The organism is Bradyrhizobium genosp. P, from assembly GCF_049949265.1.
Lineage (GTDB): Bacteria > Pseudomonadota > Alphaproteobacteria > Rhizobiales > Xanthobacteraceae > Bradyrhizobium.
In genome coordinates, this window is record NZ_CP188195.1 from 3,595,291 (window position 1) to 3,612,307 (window position 17,017).

At 63.4% G+C, this 17,017-nt stretch carries 15 protein-coding genes; 7 read left to right on the plus strand and 8 right to left on the minus strand.

Annotated elements, in window-relative coordinates:
- Positions 1 to 14: 14 nt before the first annotated feature.
- Together egtD and egtB are read right to left on the minus strand one after the other, a co-directional pair.
- Entirely contained in the window at positions 15 to 983 is a 969-nt protein-coding gene (gene egtD / locus ACP2YO_RS17400; protein ID WP_426441926.1) for an L-histidine N(alpha)-methyltransferase, read from the minus strand.
- A 53-nt stretch (positions 984 to 1,036) separates the two neighbouring features.
- A complete protein-coding gene (gene egtB, locus ACP2YO_RS17405) occupies positions 1,037 to 2,308 on the minus strand; it encodes an ergothioneine biosynthesis protein EgtB (RefSeq protein WP_426441927.1) in 1,272 nt (423 codons plus the stop codon).
- A gap of 294 nt (positions 2,309 to 2,602) precedes the next feature.
- Between egtB and grxD the strand changes: the two genes are divergently transcribed.
- The 4 genes from grxD to ACP2YO_RS17425 are packed head-to-tail and all read left to right on the plus strand — an operon-like array spanning position 2,603 to position 6,076.
- Complete coding sequence (gene grxD / locus ACP2YO_RS17410; RefSeq protein ID WP_426441928.1) at positions 2,603 to 2,935, plus strand: Grx4 family monothiol glutaredoxin; 333 nt, start codon at positions 2,603 to 2,605, stop codon at positions 2,933 to 2,935.
- Between the two features lie 2 nt (positions 2,936 to 2,937).
- On the plus strand, positions 2,938 to 3,483 hold the full coding sequence (locus ACP2YO_RS17415) for an O-acetyl-ADP-ribose deacetylase (protein WP_426441929.1): 546 nt from the start codon (positions 2,938 to 2,940) through the stop codon (positions 3,481 to 3,483).
- A gap of 45 nt (positions 3,484 to 3,528) precedes the next feature.
- Positions 3,529 to 4,809 carry a serine hydrolase domain-containing protein gene (locus ACP2YO_RS17420; protein ID WP_426441930.1) on the plus strand — a complete coding sequence of 427 codons (1,281 nt, stop codon included), beginning with the start codon at positions 3,529 to 3,531 and terminating at the stop codon, positions 4,807 to 4,809.
- Complete coding sequence (locus tag ACP2YO_RS17425) at positions 4,790 to 6,076, plus strand: serine hydrolase domain-containing protein (protein ID WP_426441931.1); 1,287 nt, start codon at positions 4,790 to 4,792, stop codon at positions 6,074 to 6,076. Before ACP2YO_RS17420 ends, ACP2YO_RS17425 begins: the two co-directional genes overlap by 20 nt.
- Before the next feature lie 3 nt (positions 6,077 to 6,079).
- Here ACP2YO_RS17425 and ACP2YO_RS17430 read toward each other — a convergent pair whose 3' ends face one another.
- Positions 6,080 to 7,147, minus strand: a complete 1,068-nt coding sequence (locus ACP2YO_RS17430) for a threonine aldolase family protein (protein ID WP_426441932.1) — start codon at positions 7,145 to 7,147, stop codon at positions 6,080 to 6,082.
- A 93-nt stretch (positions 7,148 to 7,240) separates the two neighbouring features.
- Positions 7,241 to 7,858, minus strand: coding sequence for a 30S ribosomal protein S4 (rpsD, locus tag ACP2YO_RS17435; protein ID WP_426441933.1), 618 nt, complete (start codon positions 7,856 to 7,858; stop codon positions 7,241 to 7,243).
- A 286-nt stretch (positions 7,859 to 8,144) separates the two neighbouring features.
- On the opposite strand from rpsD, the gene ACP2YO_RS17440 reads away from it, so the two are divergent.
- Positions 8,145 to 8,684, plus strand: a complete 540-nt coding sequence (locus ACP2YO_RS17440; protein WP_426441934.1) for a transposase — start codon at positions 8,145 to 8,147, stop codon at positions 8,682 to 8,684.
- Positions 8,685 to 8,761: 77 nt separating this feature from the next.
- On the opposite strand, the gene ACP2YO_RS17445 is transcribed toward ACP2YO_RS17440, so the two are convergent.
- Positions 8,762 to 9,556 (minus strand): HpcH/HpaI aldolase family protein, encoded by a 795-nt coding sequence (locus ACP2YO_RS17445; protein WP_426441935.1) that lies wholly within the window; start codon positions 9,554 to 9,556, stop codon positions 8,762 to 8,764.
- Between the two features lie 209 nt (positions 9,557 to 9,765).
- Here ACP2YO_RS17445 and ACP2YO_RS17450 point away from each other — a divergent pair, with 209 nt between their 5' ends.
- Positions 9,766 to 9,999, plus strand: a complete 234-nt coding sequence (locus ACP2YO_RS17450) for a DUF6894 family protein (RefSeq protein ID WP_426441936.1) — start codon at positions 9,766 to 9,768, stop codon at positions 9,997 to 9,999.
- Between the two features lie 28 nt (positions 10,000 to 10,027).
- Here ACP2YO_RS17450 and ACP2YO_RS17455 read toward each other — a convergent pair whose 3' ends face one another.
- Positions 10,028 to 11,929: a PAS domain S-box protein gene (locus tag ACP2YO_RS17455; protein ID WP_426441937.1), complete on the minus strand. Its 1,902-nt coding sequence runs from the start codon at positions 11,927 to 11,929 to the stop codon at positions 10,028 to 10,030.
- A gap of 154 nt (positions 11,930 to 12,083) precedes the next feature.
- Positions 12,084 to 12,881, minus strand: coding sequence for a glutamate racemase (gene murI, locus ACP2YO_RS17460; protein WP_426441938.1), 798 nt, complete (start codon positions 12,879 to 12,881; stop codon positions 12,084 to 12,086).
- Between the two features lie 434 nt (positions 12,882 to 13,315).
- Here murI and ACP2YO_RS17465 point away from each other — a divergent pair, with 434 nt between their 5' ends.
- Entirely contained in the window at positions 13,316 to 15,724 is a 2,409-nt protein-coding gene (locus tag ACP2YO_RS17465) for a DUF2235 domain-containing protein (protein WP_426441939.1), read from the plus strand.
- A gap of 32 nt (positions 15,725 to 15,756) precedes the next feature.
- Here ACP2YO_RS17465 and ACP2YO_RS17470 read toward each other — a convergent pair whose 3' ends face one another.
- Complete coding sequence (locus ACP2YO_RS17470) at positions 15,757 to 16,929, minus strand: M20 aminoacylase family protein (protein WP_426441940.1); 1,173 nt, start codon at positions 16,927 to 16,929, stop codon at positions 15,757 to 15,759.
- Between the last annotated feature and the right edge of the window lie 88 nt (positions 16,930 to 17,017).

Below are 17,017 nucleotides of genomic sequence, written 5' to 3' on the forward strand. Positions count from 1 at the left end.
CCGCCGGTCCGGCCTTACTCTGCGGTTAGCGCATGCACCGAGAACATCCTCGCCGGATCGGTCCAGGATTCCCGCACCAGCCAGCCGGAGCCGCGGGCAAGCGCGGTGAAGCGCTCGAGCGAGTACTTGTAGCTGTTCTCGGTGTGAATGCTCTCGCCGGGGCGGAACGCGAAGGTGTTGCCGAGGATGCGCACGGTCTGGGCCTTGCGGCTGATCAGGTGCATCTCGATGCGATGGCGATCGCGATTGTAGATCGAGCGGTGGGTAAATCCCGACAGGTCGAAATTGCCGCCGAGCTCGCGGTTGATACGAACCAGCACATTGAGATTGAAGCGCGCAGTGACGCCGGAGGCATCATTGTAGGCGTCATACAGCACGCGCTCCTCTTTTTCGAGGTCGACGCCGATGATCATCTGCGCGCCGCGGCCCAGGATATTGCGCGCGCTGCGCAGGAAGGCGGCGGCCTCATGCGGCTCGAAATTGCCCAGCGTCGAACCAGGGAAGAAGCCGACCTTCGGCATTCCTGCAACCGCTTCGGGCAGTGCGAACCGCGTAGTGAAGTCGGCCGCGACCGGATAGATGCCCAGATCGGGGAAATCCTTGCGCAGGCCGTCGGCCTGCGCTTTCAGGAAATCGCCCGAGATGTCGACCGGCACATAGGCGCCGAATTCGCAGTGTTCGAGCAGCAGCCGGACCTTGGTGGTCGCGCCGGCGCCGAACTCGATGAGGGCTGCACCTTCCGGGATGATCGCGGCGATCTCGTTGCCACGATCGCTGAGGATGCCGAGTTCGGTCCGGGTCGGATAGTACTCCGGCAGCACCGTGATCTGCTCAAACAGCTCGGAACCCGCAGCATCGTAGAAGTATTTCGGCGACAGCCGTTTCGGGTGGCGGGCAAGATCGCCGATCACGTCGCCGGCGAATGCCGAGGTCGCTTCGTCGAACGGATACACTTTGGCCAAAGCGGCGGCATGCACATTCATGATACTCTCCTGAACGCGCTTTCCGGCGCGCTATTGATGTCGACGGGAATCAATCAGGCGTAGTCGGCGAGGCGTAACCCCGTGAATTGCCAGCGATGGAAGGGATAGAAGAAATTGCGGTAGGTGACACGGCTGTGACCGGCCGGCGTCGCGAGCGACGAGCCGCGCAGCACCAGCTGGTTGACCATGAACTTGCCGTTGTACTCGCCGAGCGCGCCCTCGATCGCACGGTAGCCGGGATAGGGCGAATAGGAGCTGCGGGTCCATTGCCAGACGATGCCGTAGGCGTCATTGAGCTGGCCGGCGCGGGCTCCGACCTCCCATTCCATCTCGGTCGGCAGATGCTTGCCGGCCCAGCGAGCGAAGGCGTCGGCCTCGTAATAGCTGAGGTGGCAAACGGGGGCTGACGGATCAATTGCTTGCAGGCCGCCGAGCGTCATGATCTTCCATTCGCCATCGACCTCGCGCCAGTGGCCGGGGGCCTGCCAGCCTTCGTTGCTGACCGCGCCAAAACCGTCCATTAGCCACAGCGTGGCGGTCGAATAGCCGCCGTCTTTCATGAAGGCGAGCCATTCGGCATTGGTGACGAGATTTCTGGCGAGCTTGACCGGACCGACGAGGGCGCGATGCGCGGGCTTCTCATTGTCGAAATGGAAGCTGTCGTCGGCATGGCCTACGGTATGGATGCCTTCATTCAGCGTGAGCCATTCTTCGCCGCTATGATTTGCTTCGCCGCCACGATTTGAGGCGGGGAAGCGCCATGCCGGATCGTAGGCCGGCGGGATCGGGTTTTGAGCGAAGGCGTGCAGGATATCGGTGAACATCAATTCCTGATGCTGCTGCTCATGATTGAGGCCGACCTCGACCAGCGGCACAAGCTGATGCAGTTTTTCCTCTCCCGCGGTCTGGAAGAATTTGACGATCTCGGCGTCGACATGACGGCGGTACGCGGTGACTTCGTCGGCGCTTGGGCGAGTCAAATGGCCGCGCTGGTGGCGGGCGTGCCGCGGACCGGCGCTGACATAGTAGGAGTTGAAGAGATAGGCATAGTCCGGGTGGAACGGGGTGTAGCCGTCGACGTGTTCGCCAAGCAGAAACTGCTCGAAGAACCAGGTGGTATGGGCGCGGTGCCACTTCGCCGGGCTTGCGTCCGGCATCGACTGGATCAACTGGTCTTCCGGCGATAGCGGCGCGGCCCGCCGCTCGGTCTCGTGGCGGACGGCCAGATAGGCGTCCACGAGCCGCTGCGCCAGCGACCCGGACTCCGAAAGCAGTGACGGGGAAGCGGCGGAAATGGCGGCCGCAGCGGATGCTGGTTTCGTCACAATGGGCTCCGGTTCGGGGGTAGAACGTTGCTTCAGCGGACTGGTTCCTGACGGACAGTTCGTCCTAGATAGGGGCTGCCGTTCGGGAAAAAAGCCTCCCCGGCGTTCATATTGGCCCCATCAGACTATGACCCGCCCTGATCGGGGCGCCGTCCGCCTTCTGCCGCATGCCAGATTCCCGCCATTTTGCTTTGGATGCACAATGGTTTGGGCTACATATATGACAGGTCATGGGTTAGACAGGGCGGGCCGGCCCGTAAGGCTTGAGAGCGCCGCCCCCACAAGGAAGCGAAAATGAGCATCGAGCAATTCATTGACAACGAAGTGAAGTCGAACGAAGTCGTGCTGTTCATGAAGGGCACGCCGCAATTCCCGCAGTGCGGGTTTTCCGGTCAGGTCGTGCAGATTCTCGACCACATCGGCGTCGGCTATAAGGGCCTCAACGTTCTCGAGTCCGCCGAACTGCGCAACGGCATCAAGGACTATTCCAACTGGCCGACGATTCCGCAGCTCTATGTGAAGGGCGAGTTCGTCGGCGGCTGCGACATCATCCGCGAGATGTTCCAGGCCGGTGAATTGCAGCAGCTGTTCGCAGACAAGGGCGTCCCGGTCGACGCGGCGGTCTGATCTTGACGGCGCGCCAAATCGGCAAGGCGCGGCTCGAAATTATCGTTGCCGACATCACGACTCTGCGCGTTGACGCCATCGTCAACGCCGCCAATTCGTCACTTCTCGGCGGCGGAGGTGTCGATGGTGCGATCCATGACGCCGCTGGACCCGGATTGTTGGCGGAGTGCCGGACGCTCGGTGGTTGCCAAACCGGGGACGCCAAGATCACCCACGGCTACCGGCTTGCCGCAAAGCATGTGATCCATGCCGCCGGACCGATCTGGCACGGCGGTGATCGCGGTGAAGATGGCCAGCTCGCATCCTGCTATCGCCGTTGCATCGAGCTTTGCCGTGGCAACGATCTGGCTTCGGTTGCGTTTCCAGCGATCTCGACCGGTGTGTTTCGTTTCCCGGCCGACCGGGCTGCAAAAATCGCCGTCAAAACGGTCGTTGATGCCCTTTCCGCGGCGCCCGGCGTGAACCGCGTAATCTTCTGCTGCTTTTCCGCCCACAGCGCCGAATTGCACGAAGAGGCGTTGGCCTTCTTTGGCAGCCCTTGTGCCTGACGACGGTGCCGCTACACTTCCCCGTGATGTCCGGGGAGGGATTTGATGCGTTCATTTCGATTGGTGTGCGGAGCGGCGGCCGGTGCGGTGTTGCTGGCGGTATCGCCGGCTCACACCGAGGGTACCTACGAAATTCCGGCCGGCGCGCATTTCAACCCGGACAAGCTCGCCAAGATCGGCGAGTTCTTCAACAACCAGGTGGCGAACGGCAAGATCGCGGGTGCCATCGTACTGATCCAGCAGCACGGCAAGCCGGTCTATCACGAATCCTTCGGCGTGCAGGACGCGGTCAGCAAGGCGCCGATCACGGACAAGACCATCTTCCGCCTGGCCTCGATGAGCAAGTCGATCACCGCCGTGGCGTCGGTGCAACTGCTCGCGGAAGGCAAGTACAAGCTCGACGATCCCGTTTCGAAATACATTCCCTCCTTTGCCAATGTGAAGGTGGGTGTCGAGAAGAAGGCCGAGGACGGCACCAAGACGCTCGAACTGGTGCCGCCGGACCGGCCGGTGACGATCCTTGACCTGATGCGACACACCTCCGGCATCACCTACGGCTTCTATGGCGACAGCATGGTACGCAAGGCCTATCGCGACGCCAACATCTATGCCGGCGATTTCGACCTCGCCGAGTTCGCCGAGCGCATCGCCAAGCTGCCGCTGCACAACCAGCCCGGCGCGCTCTGGCAGTACGGACACTCCACCGACATTCTGGCGCGGGTGATGGAGATCACGACCGGCGAGAAGCTCTCGACGATCGAGCGCCAGAACCTGCTGGATCCGCTCGGCATGAAGGACACCGGCTTCTTCGTCACCGATCCCGAGAAGCAGAAGCTGATGGCCGAGCCGCTGCCGAATGACAGCGATTTCCACGTCGGTCGCATCAACGATCCGACCAAGATCAAGAAATGGGAATCCGCCAGCGGCGGCATGGTCTCGACCATGGCGGATTACGCGCGCTTCGCCCAGATGCTGCTCAACGGCGGAACGTTTGAGGGCAAGACCATCCTGAAGCCCGAGACGTTCAAGGAGTTGACGACCGATCGGGTCGGCCCGGGCTCCGGCGTTGGGCGCGACGTTTTCTATTTCCCCGGCGACGGCTTCGGCTTCGGACTTGGAATTGCGGTCCGCACCGATCCCGGCAACGCGAAGCCGCCGCCGCCCGGCGACCTCGGTGAACTGAAGTGGGACGGCGCCAGCGGCTGCTATTACGTGATTGACCGCAAGCAGGACATGTTCTTCATCCTCCTGGAGCAGACGCCGACCTGGCGTCAGCCTATCCAACGGATGCTGAAGCAGTTGATCTATGAAGCGATGGAGAATTGATCCGTTCGGGCGCCGGGCTTTCGCCGCGGCGCTCGTCCTGCTGGTTGGCGCGATCGGTGCGAAAGCGGGCTCCGAGGGACGCGCCGAGCATGATCTCGCGCCGGAGCGATTGGCGAAGGTCTCCGACTACATCAGGAACGAGGTCGCGACCGGCAAGATCCCCGGCGCGGTTTTGCTGCTGCAACAGCACGGCAAGCCGGTCTATCAGGAGAATTTCGGTGTCCGTGACATCGCAACCGAACTCTCGATGAGCGCGGATACCATCTTCCGTATCTATTCGATGTCGAAGCCGATCACCGCTGTGATGGCGATGATGCTGGTGGAGGAGGGCAAGCTCAAGCTTGACGATCCGGTCTCGAAATACATTCCGGCGTTTGCCGGCATGAAGGTCGGTGTCGAGAGGCACGGCGATGACGGCAAGGTGACGTTGGCGCTGGAGCCACTCAAGCGGCCCATCGTGATCGAGGACTTGATGCGCCAAACCTCGGGGCTGCCTTATGGCTATTATGGTGGAGGCGAGGTGAACAGGCTCTATGCCGACGCCGGCCTCTCCCAAAGCGACGATCTCACCAATGCCGAATTCGCGGCGAAGATCACCACGCTGCCGCTCGCCGAGCAGCCCGGCACGCTGTGGGACTACGGCCATGGCATCGACGTTCTCGGCCGCGTCGTCGAGGTGATCTCGGGAAAATCGTTGTTTCAGTTCGAGAAGGAGCGCCTGCTCGATCCGCTTGGGATGACGGAGACCGCGTTCTATGTCGCCGATCCTTCCAAATGGCCGCTGATCGCCGAGCCGATGCCGAACGACCGCTCGATCGGTCAGGTCTCGCAGGTGCGCGATCCCAGGAAGCCGCTGAAATTGCAATCGGGCGGCGGCGGGATGGTCAGCACCGTCGGCGACTATGCGCGCTTCGCGCAGATGCTGTTGAACGGCGGCATTTATGAGGGCCGGCGCTATCTCAAGCCGGCAACCATCGCGCTGATGGCGTCGGACCATATCGGTCCCGAAACCGGGGTTGTGCGCGATCAGAACTACTATCCGGGTCCGAATTCGGGTTATGGGCTCAGCTTCGCGGTCCGCACCTCGGTGCCGGCGGGCACCTCCTGGCCGCTTGGCGAGTACCGATGGGATGGCGTCGGGGGCACCTTCTTTTTCATCGACCCCGAAGACGATTTGCTCGGCATCTTGATGGTGCAGACGCCGTCGCAACGCGGCCGGATCCAGCAGGAGCTGAAGACGCTGATCTACCAGGCGATGGGGCGCTGAGCGTTACGCTCCGCGCACGATATCCCTGACGTGGCCGACCATTTCCTCGATCTGGCCCGCGGTCACGTCGAGATGGGTACAGGCCCTGATCCGGCCGTCCATCATCGCCAGCATCACGCCGCGCTTGCGCAGCTCGGCGACCATGCTGTTGCCGGGCACGCCGGCGCCGTCGGGCTTGAAGAAGACGAGGTTGGTCTCGGGCGCCTGAACCTCGATGCCGTCGATCTGCGACAGCCCGCGCGCCAGCGCCCGCGCATTGGCGTGGTCATCGGCGAGGCGGTCGACGTGATGGTCGAGCGCGTGGATGCAGGCGGCGGCGCAGACGCCGGACTGCCGCATCGAACCGCCGAGCCGCTGCTTCCAGCGCCAGACGTCATCGATGAAGGCGCGGGTGCCGGCGATCGCGCCGCCGATCGGGGCGCCCAGCCCCTTGGAGAAATCGATCCACGCGGAATCCCAGCCCGCCGTCATGTCGCGCGGCGAGATGCCCGATGCGACGGTGGCGTTGAGGAGCCGCGCGCCGTCCATGTGGGTGGCGAGGCCATGGGCCTTGGCTGTCGTCACGATCTCATCGAGCGCAGCCTTCTTCCAGATCGTGCCGCCGCCGATATTGGCGGTCTGCTCGACGCTGACGAGGACCTGCGGCGGCTGATAGCGGGTGCGCGGATGCAGCGCGGCGCGGAACGTCTCCGGCGCGAATTGTCCGTCGTCGCCCGGCAGTGGCGTGATCTGGAAGCCGCCGAGTGCTGCATGGGCGCCGCCCTCGCGCGCGATGATGTGCGCGGTCGCATGCGCCAGGATCTCGTCGCCGGGGCGGCAATAGGCCAGCGTTGCGGCGACGTTGCACATCGTGCCCGACGGCATGAACACGGCCGCCTCCTTGCCGAGCAGATCGGCGACGCGTGCGTTGAGCAAATTGGTGGTGGGGTCGTCGCCGGTCTGCTCGTCGCCGACCTCCGCGCGCGCCATCGCCTCGCGCATCGCCGGCGTCGGCTTGGTCTGCGTGTCCGACAACAAATTGATGCGGACGGGCGGTGCCTTCGGATCGGGCAAAGCGGGGGTGTAAAACATGATGGGGTCTCTCGGTCGGGGTGCGGCGACTTTAGCGAAACAAAAAGGCCCCGGCAAAAACCGGGGCCTTGATATCTCGCAACGCTGCAATGATCAGCGCGAATAGAATTCGACGATCAGATGCGGATCCATCTGCACCGGGAACGGCACGTCGGTGAGCGCCGGAATGCGGACGAACTTCGCGGTCATCTTGCCGTGATCGACCTCGAGGAAATCGGGCACGTCGCGCTCGGGCAACTGGGCGGCTTCCAGCACCGGCGTCAGCTGCTTGGAGGATTCCTTGACCTCGATGCTGTCGCCGATCTTCAGCTTGTAGCTGCCGATATTGACCTTGCGGCCGTTCACCCTGACGTGGCCGTGGTTGATGAACTGGCGGGCGGCGAACATCGTGGAGACGAACTTGGAGCGGTAGACCACGGTGTCGAGACGGCGCTCCAGGAGGCCGATCAGGTTCTCACCGGTGTCGCCCTTCATGCGGCCGGCCTCGACATAGATGCCGTGGAACTGGCGCTCGGAAATGTTGGCGTAGTAGCCCTTGAGCTTCTGCTTGGCGCGGAGCTGCACGCCGAAGTCGGAGAGCTTGCCCTTGCGGCGCTGGCCGTGCTGGCCGGGGCCGTATTCGCGGCGGTTCACGGGGCTCTTCGGGCGGCCCCAGATATTCTGGCCCATGCGGCGATCGATCTTGTACTTCGCCTCACTGCGCTTTGTCATCGCGTCCTCTTTCAGGTTTCAGGTTTTGAGGAAACGCGCCCTCCTGTGTACCGGCCAAAAAGGCCCATACCGACAGGTCCACCTCGAAGCTCGAGGACAAACCACGGGTCGCGAAACGCATCGCGGGCCGAAACCGGCCCGCGAGCAAGCGGGGTTCTAGGGAGAAAGCACCTCGCTGTCAAACGAAACGACCGGCTGTTTTGGCCGATTTGGCATCAAAACCGGGCCTTTCGGCGCATCACGGCCGGTTTCCGACGGCCCGGACCGGCCGCGGGTCGGTTTGCGGATGAATCATGCCCAACTCGGCCGCGATCTGATGCCGAACCACGTCCACCTGATCCTGGTGCCGTCAGATCCCGACCGGGCTGCGCCGCGCGCTCGCGCGGGTCCATCGCAGCTATGCGGCATCATCCAGGCGCGGCGCAAGCGCAGCGGACATTTCTGGCAGGGCCGATTCGGCGCCGTCGCCATGGACGAGCCGCATCTGGCTGCGGCGCTGCACTACGTGTCGCTCAATCCGGTGCGGGCGCGATTGGCGGAACGGGCGCAGGATTGGCGATGGTCGAGCACGCGGGCACATCTGCGTGGCAAGGACGACGGCGTCACCGCGCTGAAACCGATCCGGGATCGCTTCCCCAACTTCGCCGAGCCGCTGGGAAGCGAGCCGGAGGCCGACATGATCGAGCGCCTGCGCGCCGCCGAGAGCATCGGCCGTCCGCTCGGAGATGATCGCTTTCTCGCCCGCCTTCAGCGGTTGACCGGGCGTGTCCTCAAACCCGGCAAACGCGGACCACCCGCATCGCATCTTCGATGCGATGCGGCCTAAGAGCGAGCTTCGCTCGTCTCGACCCCGCAAGCAGGAGAGGTGTAGCCAGTCTGCCGCAAGACCGATTCAACCTGACTTCATCGTGCTTCCCTGGCTCGGCGCTTGATCCCTTGGAACGCCGCCGCGATCCCGCGCTGGAATAGCGACCAGTCGAAGCCGAGTGCGAGCGCCAGATAGCCACGGTCGATCATCGCATTGGCTTGCTCGGCGGTGCGCGCGACGCCGCCGATCGGCACGCCGCTCTTCATGATGCCGGCTTCGGCGCGCTGCATCAGGGCTACCACCTCGGGATCGTCGGGCAGGCCACGCTTGTTGATCGAGGTGGCGAGATCGCCGGGGCCGATCACCGCGAGGTCGATGCCCGGTGTCGCCATGATCTCGTCGATGCGGTTCACCGCCTCGACATGCTCGATCGTGATCATGCAGATCATGTCCTCGTCGGCGGTTGCCATGTAGTCCGCCATCGAGACGCCCCAGCGGAACGGGGCGTGGAACGGTCCCCAGAGCCGGTCGCCGTTCGGCGGGTAGCGAACGCTGCGCACCGCCTTCACGGCATCCTCGGCGTTGCAGATCATCGGAAAATTGATGCCGAGCGCGCCGATGTCCATCGGCGCCTTGGCAAGCCAGGGCTCGTTGGCCGCGATCCGCACCATCGGCACGCATGGCGTGCCCGACGTCGCCACGATCATCGCATGCGCGGTGCCGAGATCGATCGGACCGTGCTCGAGGTCGACGATGATCCAATCGAGCGACTGCGCCATGATCTGCACGGTCTGGATGCTCGGAATGGTCGCGATCGCGCCGAAGGTCGGGCGCTTGTCGCGCCACTGCTTGCGCAGGCGGTTGAGCGGCGTCAGCGGTGCTGATGTCAAAGTGATCCTCCCTCGGCGGATTTTCCCAAGCGCCCCCTCTTGGAGAGCAGCGAAGGCTGGCAGCACGGAACCCGATTGCAAATATCGGGTTCCTTTTGACAGCTGACAAGTTTCCTATGTCGGGAATCGTACATAGAGAGTAGGATTGAGCGGCCCAGCGCCGGCTCAAAGGGCTGCGCTTCACACCGGCGAAAGCGGGAAGCGGGCTTATGGTTCGATATTTCTTTGACATGCGATACGACGACGATCTGGCGCCGGACGAGGAAGGTCTGGTTCTTCCGAGCGTCGAGGCAGCACAGGACGAAGCCGCCATTTCCCTGGCCGAGATGGCGCGCGACGTCGTTCAAAATGACCGCTGCCGGCGTATGGCGATCGAGGTGCGCACCCTCGACACGCCCGTGCTGGAAGTCGTGTTTCAGTGGCACGTTCAGCGCAAACTCTGAACGTTGTCCAACACCGGCGAACCGGCCGTCAAGCTTCTTCCCGAACCAGCTTCTGTAGCTCGCGGCTCAGTTCGTGCAGTTGGTAGGGCTTGCGCAGGATCGCAAATTGCGAACCGACATCCATCGTGGACGAACTGTAACCTGTGGCCAGCAGCACCGGGATTTCAGGCTTCTTCTCGCGAATCGCCTTGGCCAATCCGACCCCGTCCATCTTCCCCGGCATCACGACGTCACTGAAAACGATGTCGACGCCGTTCTTTTCCAACTCCGCCAGGGCTGATGGCGCGTCGACAGCCCAGCGCACGTTGTAGCCGAGTTGTTCAAGCAGGCCAGTGCTGGCCACCGCCACGTCAGGATTGTCTTCGACCAGCAGCACAGTTCCGCGCCCCTTCGAAAGCAATTGCTCTGGATTTGATGCGCGTTGCGCGGTTGCCTTCGGAAGGTAGATGGTGATGGTGGTGCCTTCGCCGAGGACGGTGCTGAGCTCAACGGTCCCCTCGGCCTGATGCGCAAAACCGTGCACCTGGGACAGGCCAAGACCGGTGCCTTTGCCGACCGGCTTCGTGGTGAAGAACGGATCGAAGACTTTCGTGGCGATGTCGTCCGGAATCCCGACGCCGGTGTCGCGAACGGAAATGGCCACCTGGGCCTTTTCCGGAACGTTTTTCGCACTGACAGTCACCGAACCGCCGTCGGGCATCGCATCCCGCGCGTTGACGACGAGGTTCACGAGCGCGGTCTCGAGCTCATTCGGATCGGCGACGACACTCCAGACATCGTCGGCGATATCGACGGTCAGGGACACGGCGTTCCCGAGTCCGCTGTTGAGCATGTCGCGGAGCGCGCCGACACGCTCGGGCAATGCAATGGATTGCGGCTGGAGGCTTTGCCGCCGGGCAAAGGTGAGCAATTGCCGGGTCAGCGACGTGGCGCGCTGGGAAGCGCCCTCGATCGCTTGCAGCGCCTTGAGCGCTTTGTCTCCGGTGATCTCTTTCCGTATCGTGTGAATGCTTCCGGAAATGATCATCAGGATGTTGTTGAAGTCGTGTGCAACACCGCCGGTCAGTTGGCCGAGCGCATCGAACTTCTGCGATTCGGCGAGCTGGCGTTGCATCGCCGCCAGCTTTTCCTGTGCTTCTTTCCGTTCGCTGATGTCACGGGTGATCTTGGCGAAGCCTATCAGCTCGCCGGCGTCGTTGCGGATGGGGTCAATGACGACACTTGCCCAGAAAAACGAGCCGTCCTTGCGAACCCGCCATCCTTCTTCCTCGTAGCGTCCGCTCTCCCGCGCAATTTGCAGGGCCCTGGCAGGCTTTCCTGCCGCCTGATCGGCGGGCGTGTAGAACCGCGAGAAATGCTGGCCGACGATTTCCTCGGCGGAATAGCCCTTGATCCGTACACCGCCGGAGTTCCAGTTCGACACGATGCCCGTCGGATCAAGCAAATAGAGGGCGTAATCGGTGACGCCTTCGACAAGTGTCTTGAGCTGGTTTTCGCTTTTCGAAATCTTGGAAAGCGCGTTTTGGCGTTCCGTGATGTCGCGGGTGATCTTGGCAAAGCCGATGAGCTTGTGGCTCTCGTAGATCGGGTCGATCACGACCGAGGCAAAAAATCGGGTACCGTCTTTTCGGATGCGCCAACCTTCGGCGACGAAATGCTTTTCGTTTCGGGCTGTTTCCAGCGCCCGTCGCGGAAGATCGACCGCGCGGTCCTCGGGCGTGTAGAAGACCGAAAAATGCTTGCCGAGGATCTCGCCGGCTTTGTAGCCCTTGATGCGCTCAGCCCCCTTGTTCCAGTTGGTGACGTGACCCTCTGGATCGAGCAGATAGATCGCATAGTCGGTGATGCCCTCGATGAGAAGGCGGAAATTGCGTTCGCTCTCGTGGAGTTCTTGCTCGTGGAGATATTGCTCGTGTTTGCTGCCGGCCATTAGACCCCCTCGCTACCCCAACAAACCGGTTTGGTGAATGATAGTTCCATTAACGGCGTAGTATCTTCGTTGAAGCTGAAATGCGAGCTGGCACGGGCCGCGAGGCAAGTATCGATTGGCGCTGGCCCGAGGCCGTGATCGGTGAAAATAAGGTTCAGGCCGGGACGCGGCCGCCGAAAAACGGCGTCAGCGCCTGCGTCAGCGCGTGCGGGCGCTTCGAGGTGAAGATCATCTCGGCGCCGGCGGTGTCGCTCTCGCTGCCAACAGGGCCGAGCAGGTCGGAGACGCGGCGGGCGATCGCCGGCGCCGGATCGATCCAGTCGACCGGCCAGGGCGCGAGCCTGGTCAGCCGGTCCAACAGCAGCGGATAATGCGTGCAGGCGAGCACGACGGTGTCGGTGCGGGAGGGGTCGTCGGAACCCTGGCCGACGAAGCATGGCGCGAGTTCGGCGGCGATGTCCTCGTCGCGCACGGCATGCCCGCTGAGGGCGGCTTCCGCCAGCGAGGCGAGCTCGCCGGAGCCGACCAGCGTCACCTCGCAGCCCTGTGCGAAGTCGGAGATCAGCTTGCGGGTATACTCCCGCTTCACGGTGCCCTTGGTGCCGAGCACCGAGACGCGCCTGGTTTTCGACGAGGCGCAGGCCGGCTTGATCGCAGGCACGGTGCCGACGAACGGCAGCCGGTAGGCGTCGCGCAAATGCGACATGACAAGCGTGGACGCGGTGTTGCAGGCGATCACGACGAGGTCGGGCGCATGCGCCTCGATCAGCTCGCCGACCAGCGGCACCACTCGGGCGATGATCTCGTCCTCGCCGTGGTGGCCATAGGGAAAGAAGGCGTCGTCCGCGACATAGACGTAGCGCGCCTCGGGCCGGGCCCGAACCACTTCGCGCAGCACGGTGAGGCCGCCGAGGCCGGAGTCGAAGATGAGTATCGTTGGAGGGGCTGACACGGGCAAAACTCTATCCGAACCAAGGTTACCATTCAGTTGTTTTTGGCCTCCGCGTGACCCGGGGTCACACAAGCTGGTGAGCCGGGAATTTCAGATGGCCTTGGCCGATATCAACGGCTATGAGGCCAAATTATTGCTGCGACGTCCGAAATTCGAACGGGCCGGAGGGGGCAAGCCGACCATGATCCGCAATACCTCGTCGAGCTGGGGGGCGCTTGCATGTGGCGGCCGCGGCCTTCCATCATTTCGTCAGGCGCGACCGCATCGCCGCGCGCATGGTCGGCGCGACGCAGGCGGACCGGGCGGGTTAAGTCTGCTCAGGCGAGCCGGGTCCCTGCGACGGTTTCCCCCAGACTCTCCCTCTGATTGTACCTTGCCTCCAAAGCAATTTCGGGCAAGCATGCTGCCTTTGCGGATTTTTAGGCGGAAGCATCATGCCAAAGAACATTGTCCTCCTGTCCGACGGGACGGGAAACAGTTCAGCGAAGGTCTTGAAGACCAACGTCTGGCGGCTCTTTCAATTGCTCGACGTGCGCGATCCGGCCAGCCAGATCGCGTTCTATGATGACGGGGTCGGAACATCGTCGTTTAAGCTGTTCGCGATGCTCGGCGGCATCTTCGGCTTCGGGCTGAAGCGCAATGTGATCGCGATCTACAGCTTCTGCTGCCGCAACTATCAGAAGGGCGACCAGATCTACTGCTTCGGCTTCAGCCGCGGCGCCTTCACCATCCGGGTCGTCGCCGGCCTGATCGCCTCGCAGGGCATTATTCCCTTCAACAACAGCGAAGCCGATCTGGCGCGATTTGCGGCCGACGCTTATCGCGCCTATCGCCGGCGCTACAGCGGCGGAATCCTCAAGGCGTTCAGCCGCGTCGGCATCGACCTGCGCGCCATCCGGGATTGCGGCATTCGCCGCTGGCGCCACATGTGGGGCCAGGCAGAGACAGCACCGGCGATTGCAGGCGAGAGCATCCGCTTTGTCGGGATCTGGGACACGGTCGACGCCTATGGCGGACCGATCCAGGAGATGACGCGCGCGATCGATTACTGGGTCTGGCCGCTTTCGATGCCGGACCATTTCATGAGCGCCAGGATCCATCGCGCCTGCCATGCGCTGGCGCTCGAGGACGAGCGCGATGCGTTCCATCCCGTGATATGGGACGAGCGCTATGTCCGTGACAACGCCGTCGTCGAGGGCCGATCGAAAACCAGTTGGTTGTTCGACATCAATCACGATCCGCGGCCGGCGGCGCTGCAACTGGCCGACCCGCCGCCGCATCTGCGCACCGACCTGCCGCTCGCCGATCGCGAGCGGATCAGTCAGGTGTGGTTCACCGGGGTCCATTCCGACATCGGCGGCGGCTATCCGCAGAACGGCCTGTCCTACGTGACGCTGGACTGGATGCTGGATCGCGCCAAGGCCTATGGCCTGCGCTACCTCGACCAACAGCGCGAGATCACGGTGGATCCGCTGATCGATCCGACCGACAAGCTCAACGACTCCCGCAAGGGGCTTGCGGGCTATTACCGCTACAAGCCGCGCAACGTGCTCGATATCTATCGCGAGCCGTCCTACAAGCTTTCGGTGCGCGACGACATGCGCCGCATCTGGCGGCTGCTGCGTCACCAGCACGATCCGCAGACGGAGATCCTCAACGATCTGCATCCGAGCGTGAAGCGGCCGGTAGAGCCTGTGCCGACGCCGGCCATCCACCATTCGGTGTTCGACCGCATCATCGAGGGCATCGACCGCTATGCCCCGGTGGTCATCCCGCGGGCTTACAAGTGGGTCGACGCGACGGGGGCGGCGAACGCGGGGCCATACCAGGCGGTCGACAAGGGCGAGCCGCGGTCGCTGGTGCAGGACGATGTCTGGAATTGGGTCTGGCTGCGGCGCGTGGTGTATTTCCTGACCGCGTTCGCGACCGCCTTCGTCGCCTTCATCCCCTATTTCGTGATCTACGCGCCGGGCTTCGGGCGCGATACGGTCGGGCCCGTCATCAATCCGATCATCAATGCCGGCGCCTCGTTCCTGCCTGGCTTTCTCGATCCCTGGTTCGTCGCCTTCCGCAACGCGCCGGGATTCGTGTTGATCGGCGTGGTCGCGATCTTCGCCTTCATGTATTGGGGCGCCGTGCTGCAGCAGAAGGTCCGCGACGTCGCGCGGATCGCCTGGCATGCGCCGCAGGATTATCCCGAGCTTGCCGGCTGGCGCGCTGCCGTCTACCGGCTGCGCCGGTGGGGCTGGTACCGGGCGGCATTCTACATCCTGACGCACTGGATCCTGCCGACGCTGATCATGTGGTGGCTGTTCTGGTGGCTCGCCTTCGGCGCTGCCAACACGCTGGGGCTGGTCTGCAAGGGGACCGGCGGCATTGTCGTGGAGGGAACGGCGACGATGCCCACGCCGATGCTCACGGCCAGCGCATGCAATGCGACTGGGCTGCGCGTGCTGCAGGACGAGACCTATCGAATCACGCTGACGGTCGACGACCCGTGGTTGGACAGCACGATCGATACCGATCCCAACGGGTTCAGCAATCGGCGCGCCTCATGGTTTCAGATGCTGGGCTGGCCGTACAAGCGTCTGATCTGGTCGAACTGGTTCGCGACCATTCTTCGGGTCGGCGGCCCCGGGTTCGAGGAGCATCGGTTGCAGCTTGAGAAAGGGCAGGACGGCGGTTGGACGACCACCTTCATGCCGCGGGCCAATGGCGAAGTGTTTCTCTATGTCAACGACACCGTGCTCAGCCTGCCGTGGATCTATGACCTGTTCTACTGGAACAACCACGGCAGCGCCAAGGTCCGGATCGAAAAGCTCGCGAAGCCGGCCACGACCTGATCGTCAGCGAGGGCGACGGCCCGGCAGAGGAGCTATCCCGCGGGCATCTGCTTTTCGACCAGGCGCACCCAGTAGGATGCACCGTGGCCGAGGATGTTGTCGTTGAATTTGTAGGCCGGATGGTGGCACATCGGGGTGTCGCCCATGCCGAGAAACACCATGGCGCCGGGGCGCGCTTCGAGCATGAAGGCGAAATCCTCGCCTCCCATCATCGGCACCAGGCGCTCGTTGACGCGGTCCGCGCCGGCTACGTCGCGGGCGACCTCGACGGCAACGCCGGCTTCGTGCGCATGGTTCACGGTGGCCGGATAGAGGCGGATGTACTTTGTCTCGGCCGTTCCGCCGTACGCGCTGGCGACGCTGGCGGCAACCTCGCCGATCCGGCGCTCGACGAGATCGCGGATCTCGGGATGGAGCGTGCGCACGGTGCCGCCCAGCGTAACGGTCTCCGGAATCACATTGAACGCGTTGCCGGCTTCGAACATCGTGATCGAGATGACCGCCGATTTGAGCGGATCGACGTTACGCGACACGATCGACTGCAGCGCATTGATGATCTGGGCGCCGATCAGCACGCTGTCGATTGCCTCATGCGGCGCGGCACCGGCGTGGCCGCCCTTGCCGTGGACGAAGATCTGCACCGAGTCCGACGCTGCCAGCATCGGGCCTGGCGTCGTGGCGAAATGGCCCTCGGGAATGCCCGGCATGTTGTGCAGGCCGTAGACCTCCTGGATGCCCCAGCGGGTCATCAGGCCATCGTCGACCATCGCCTTGCCGCCGGCGCCGCCTTCCTCGGCCGGCTGGAAGATCACGATCGCGGTGCCGTCGAAATTGCGGGTCTCGGCGAGATATTTCGCCGCACCCAGCAGCATCGCGGTGTGGCCGTCATGGCCGCAGGCGTGCATCTTGCCGGGGATTTTCGAGGCATAGGCGACGCCCGAGGTCTCCTCGATCGGCAGCGCGTCCATGTCCGCGCGCAGGCCGATGGTCTTGCCCGAATTGCTCTTGCGGCCGCGGATCACACCGACCACGCCGGTGCGGCCGATGCCCGTCACCACCTCGTCGCAACCGAATTCGCGCAGGCGATCGGCGACGATGCCGGCGGTGCGATGGACTTCGTAGAGCAACTCGGGATTCTCGTGGAAGTCATGGCGCCAGGCGGCCATTTCGTCCGAGAGGGCGGCGATGCGATTGACGATGGGCATGGGGAGGGTCCGTTTCTTGTGAATTCGTAGGGCGTGAGCGTAGCGTAATCGGCCGCGATGTCACGGAAAAGAGACCGTCATTCCGGGG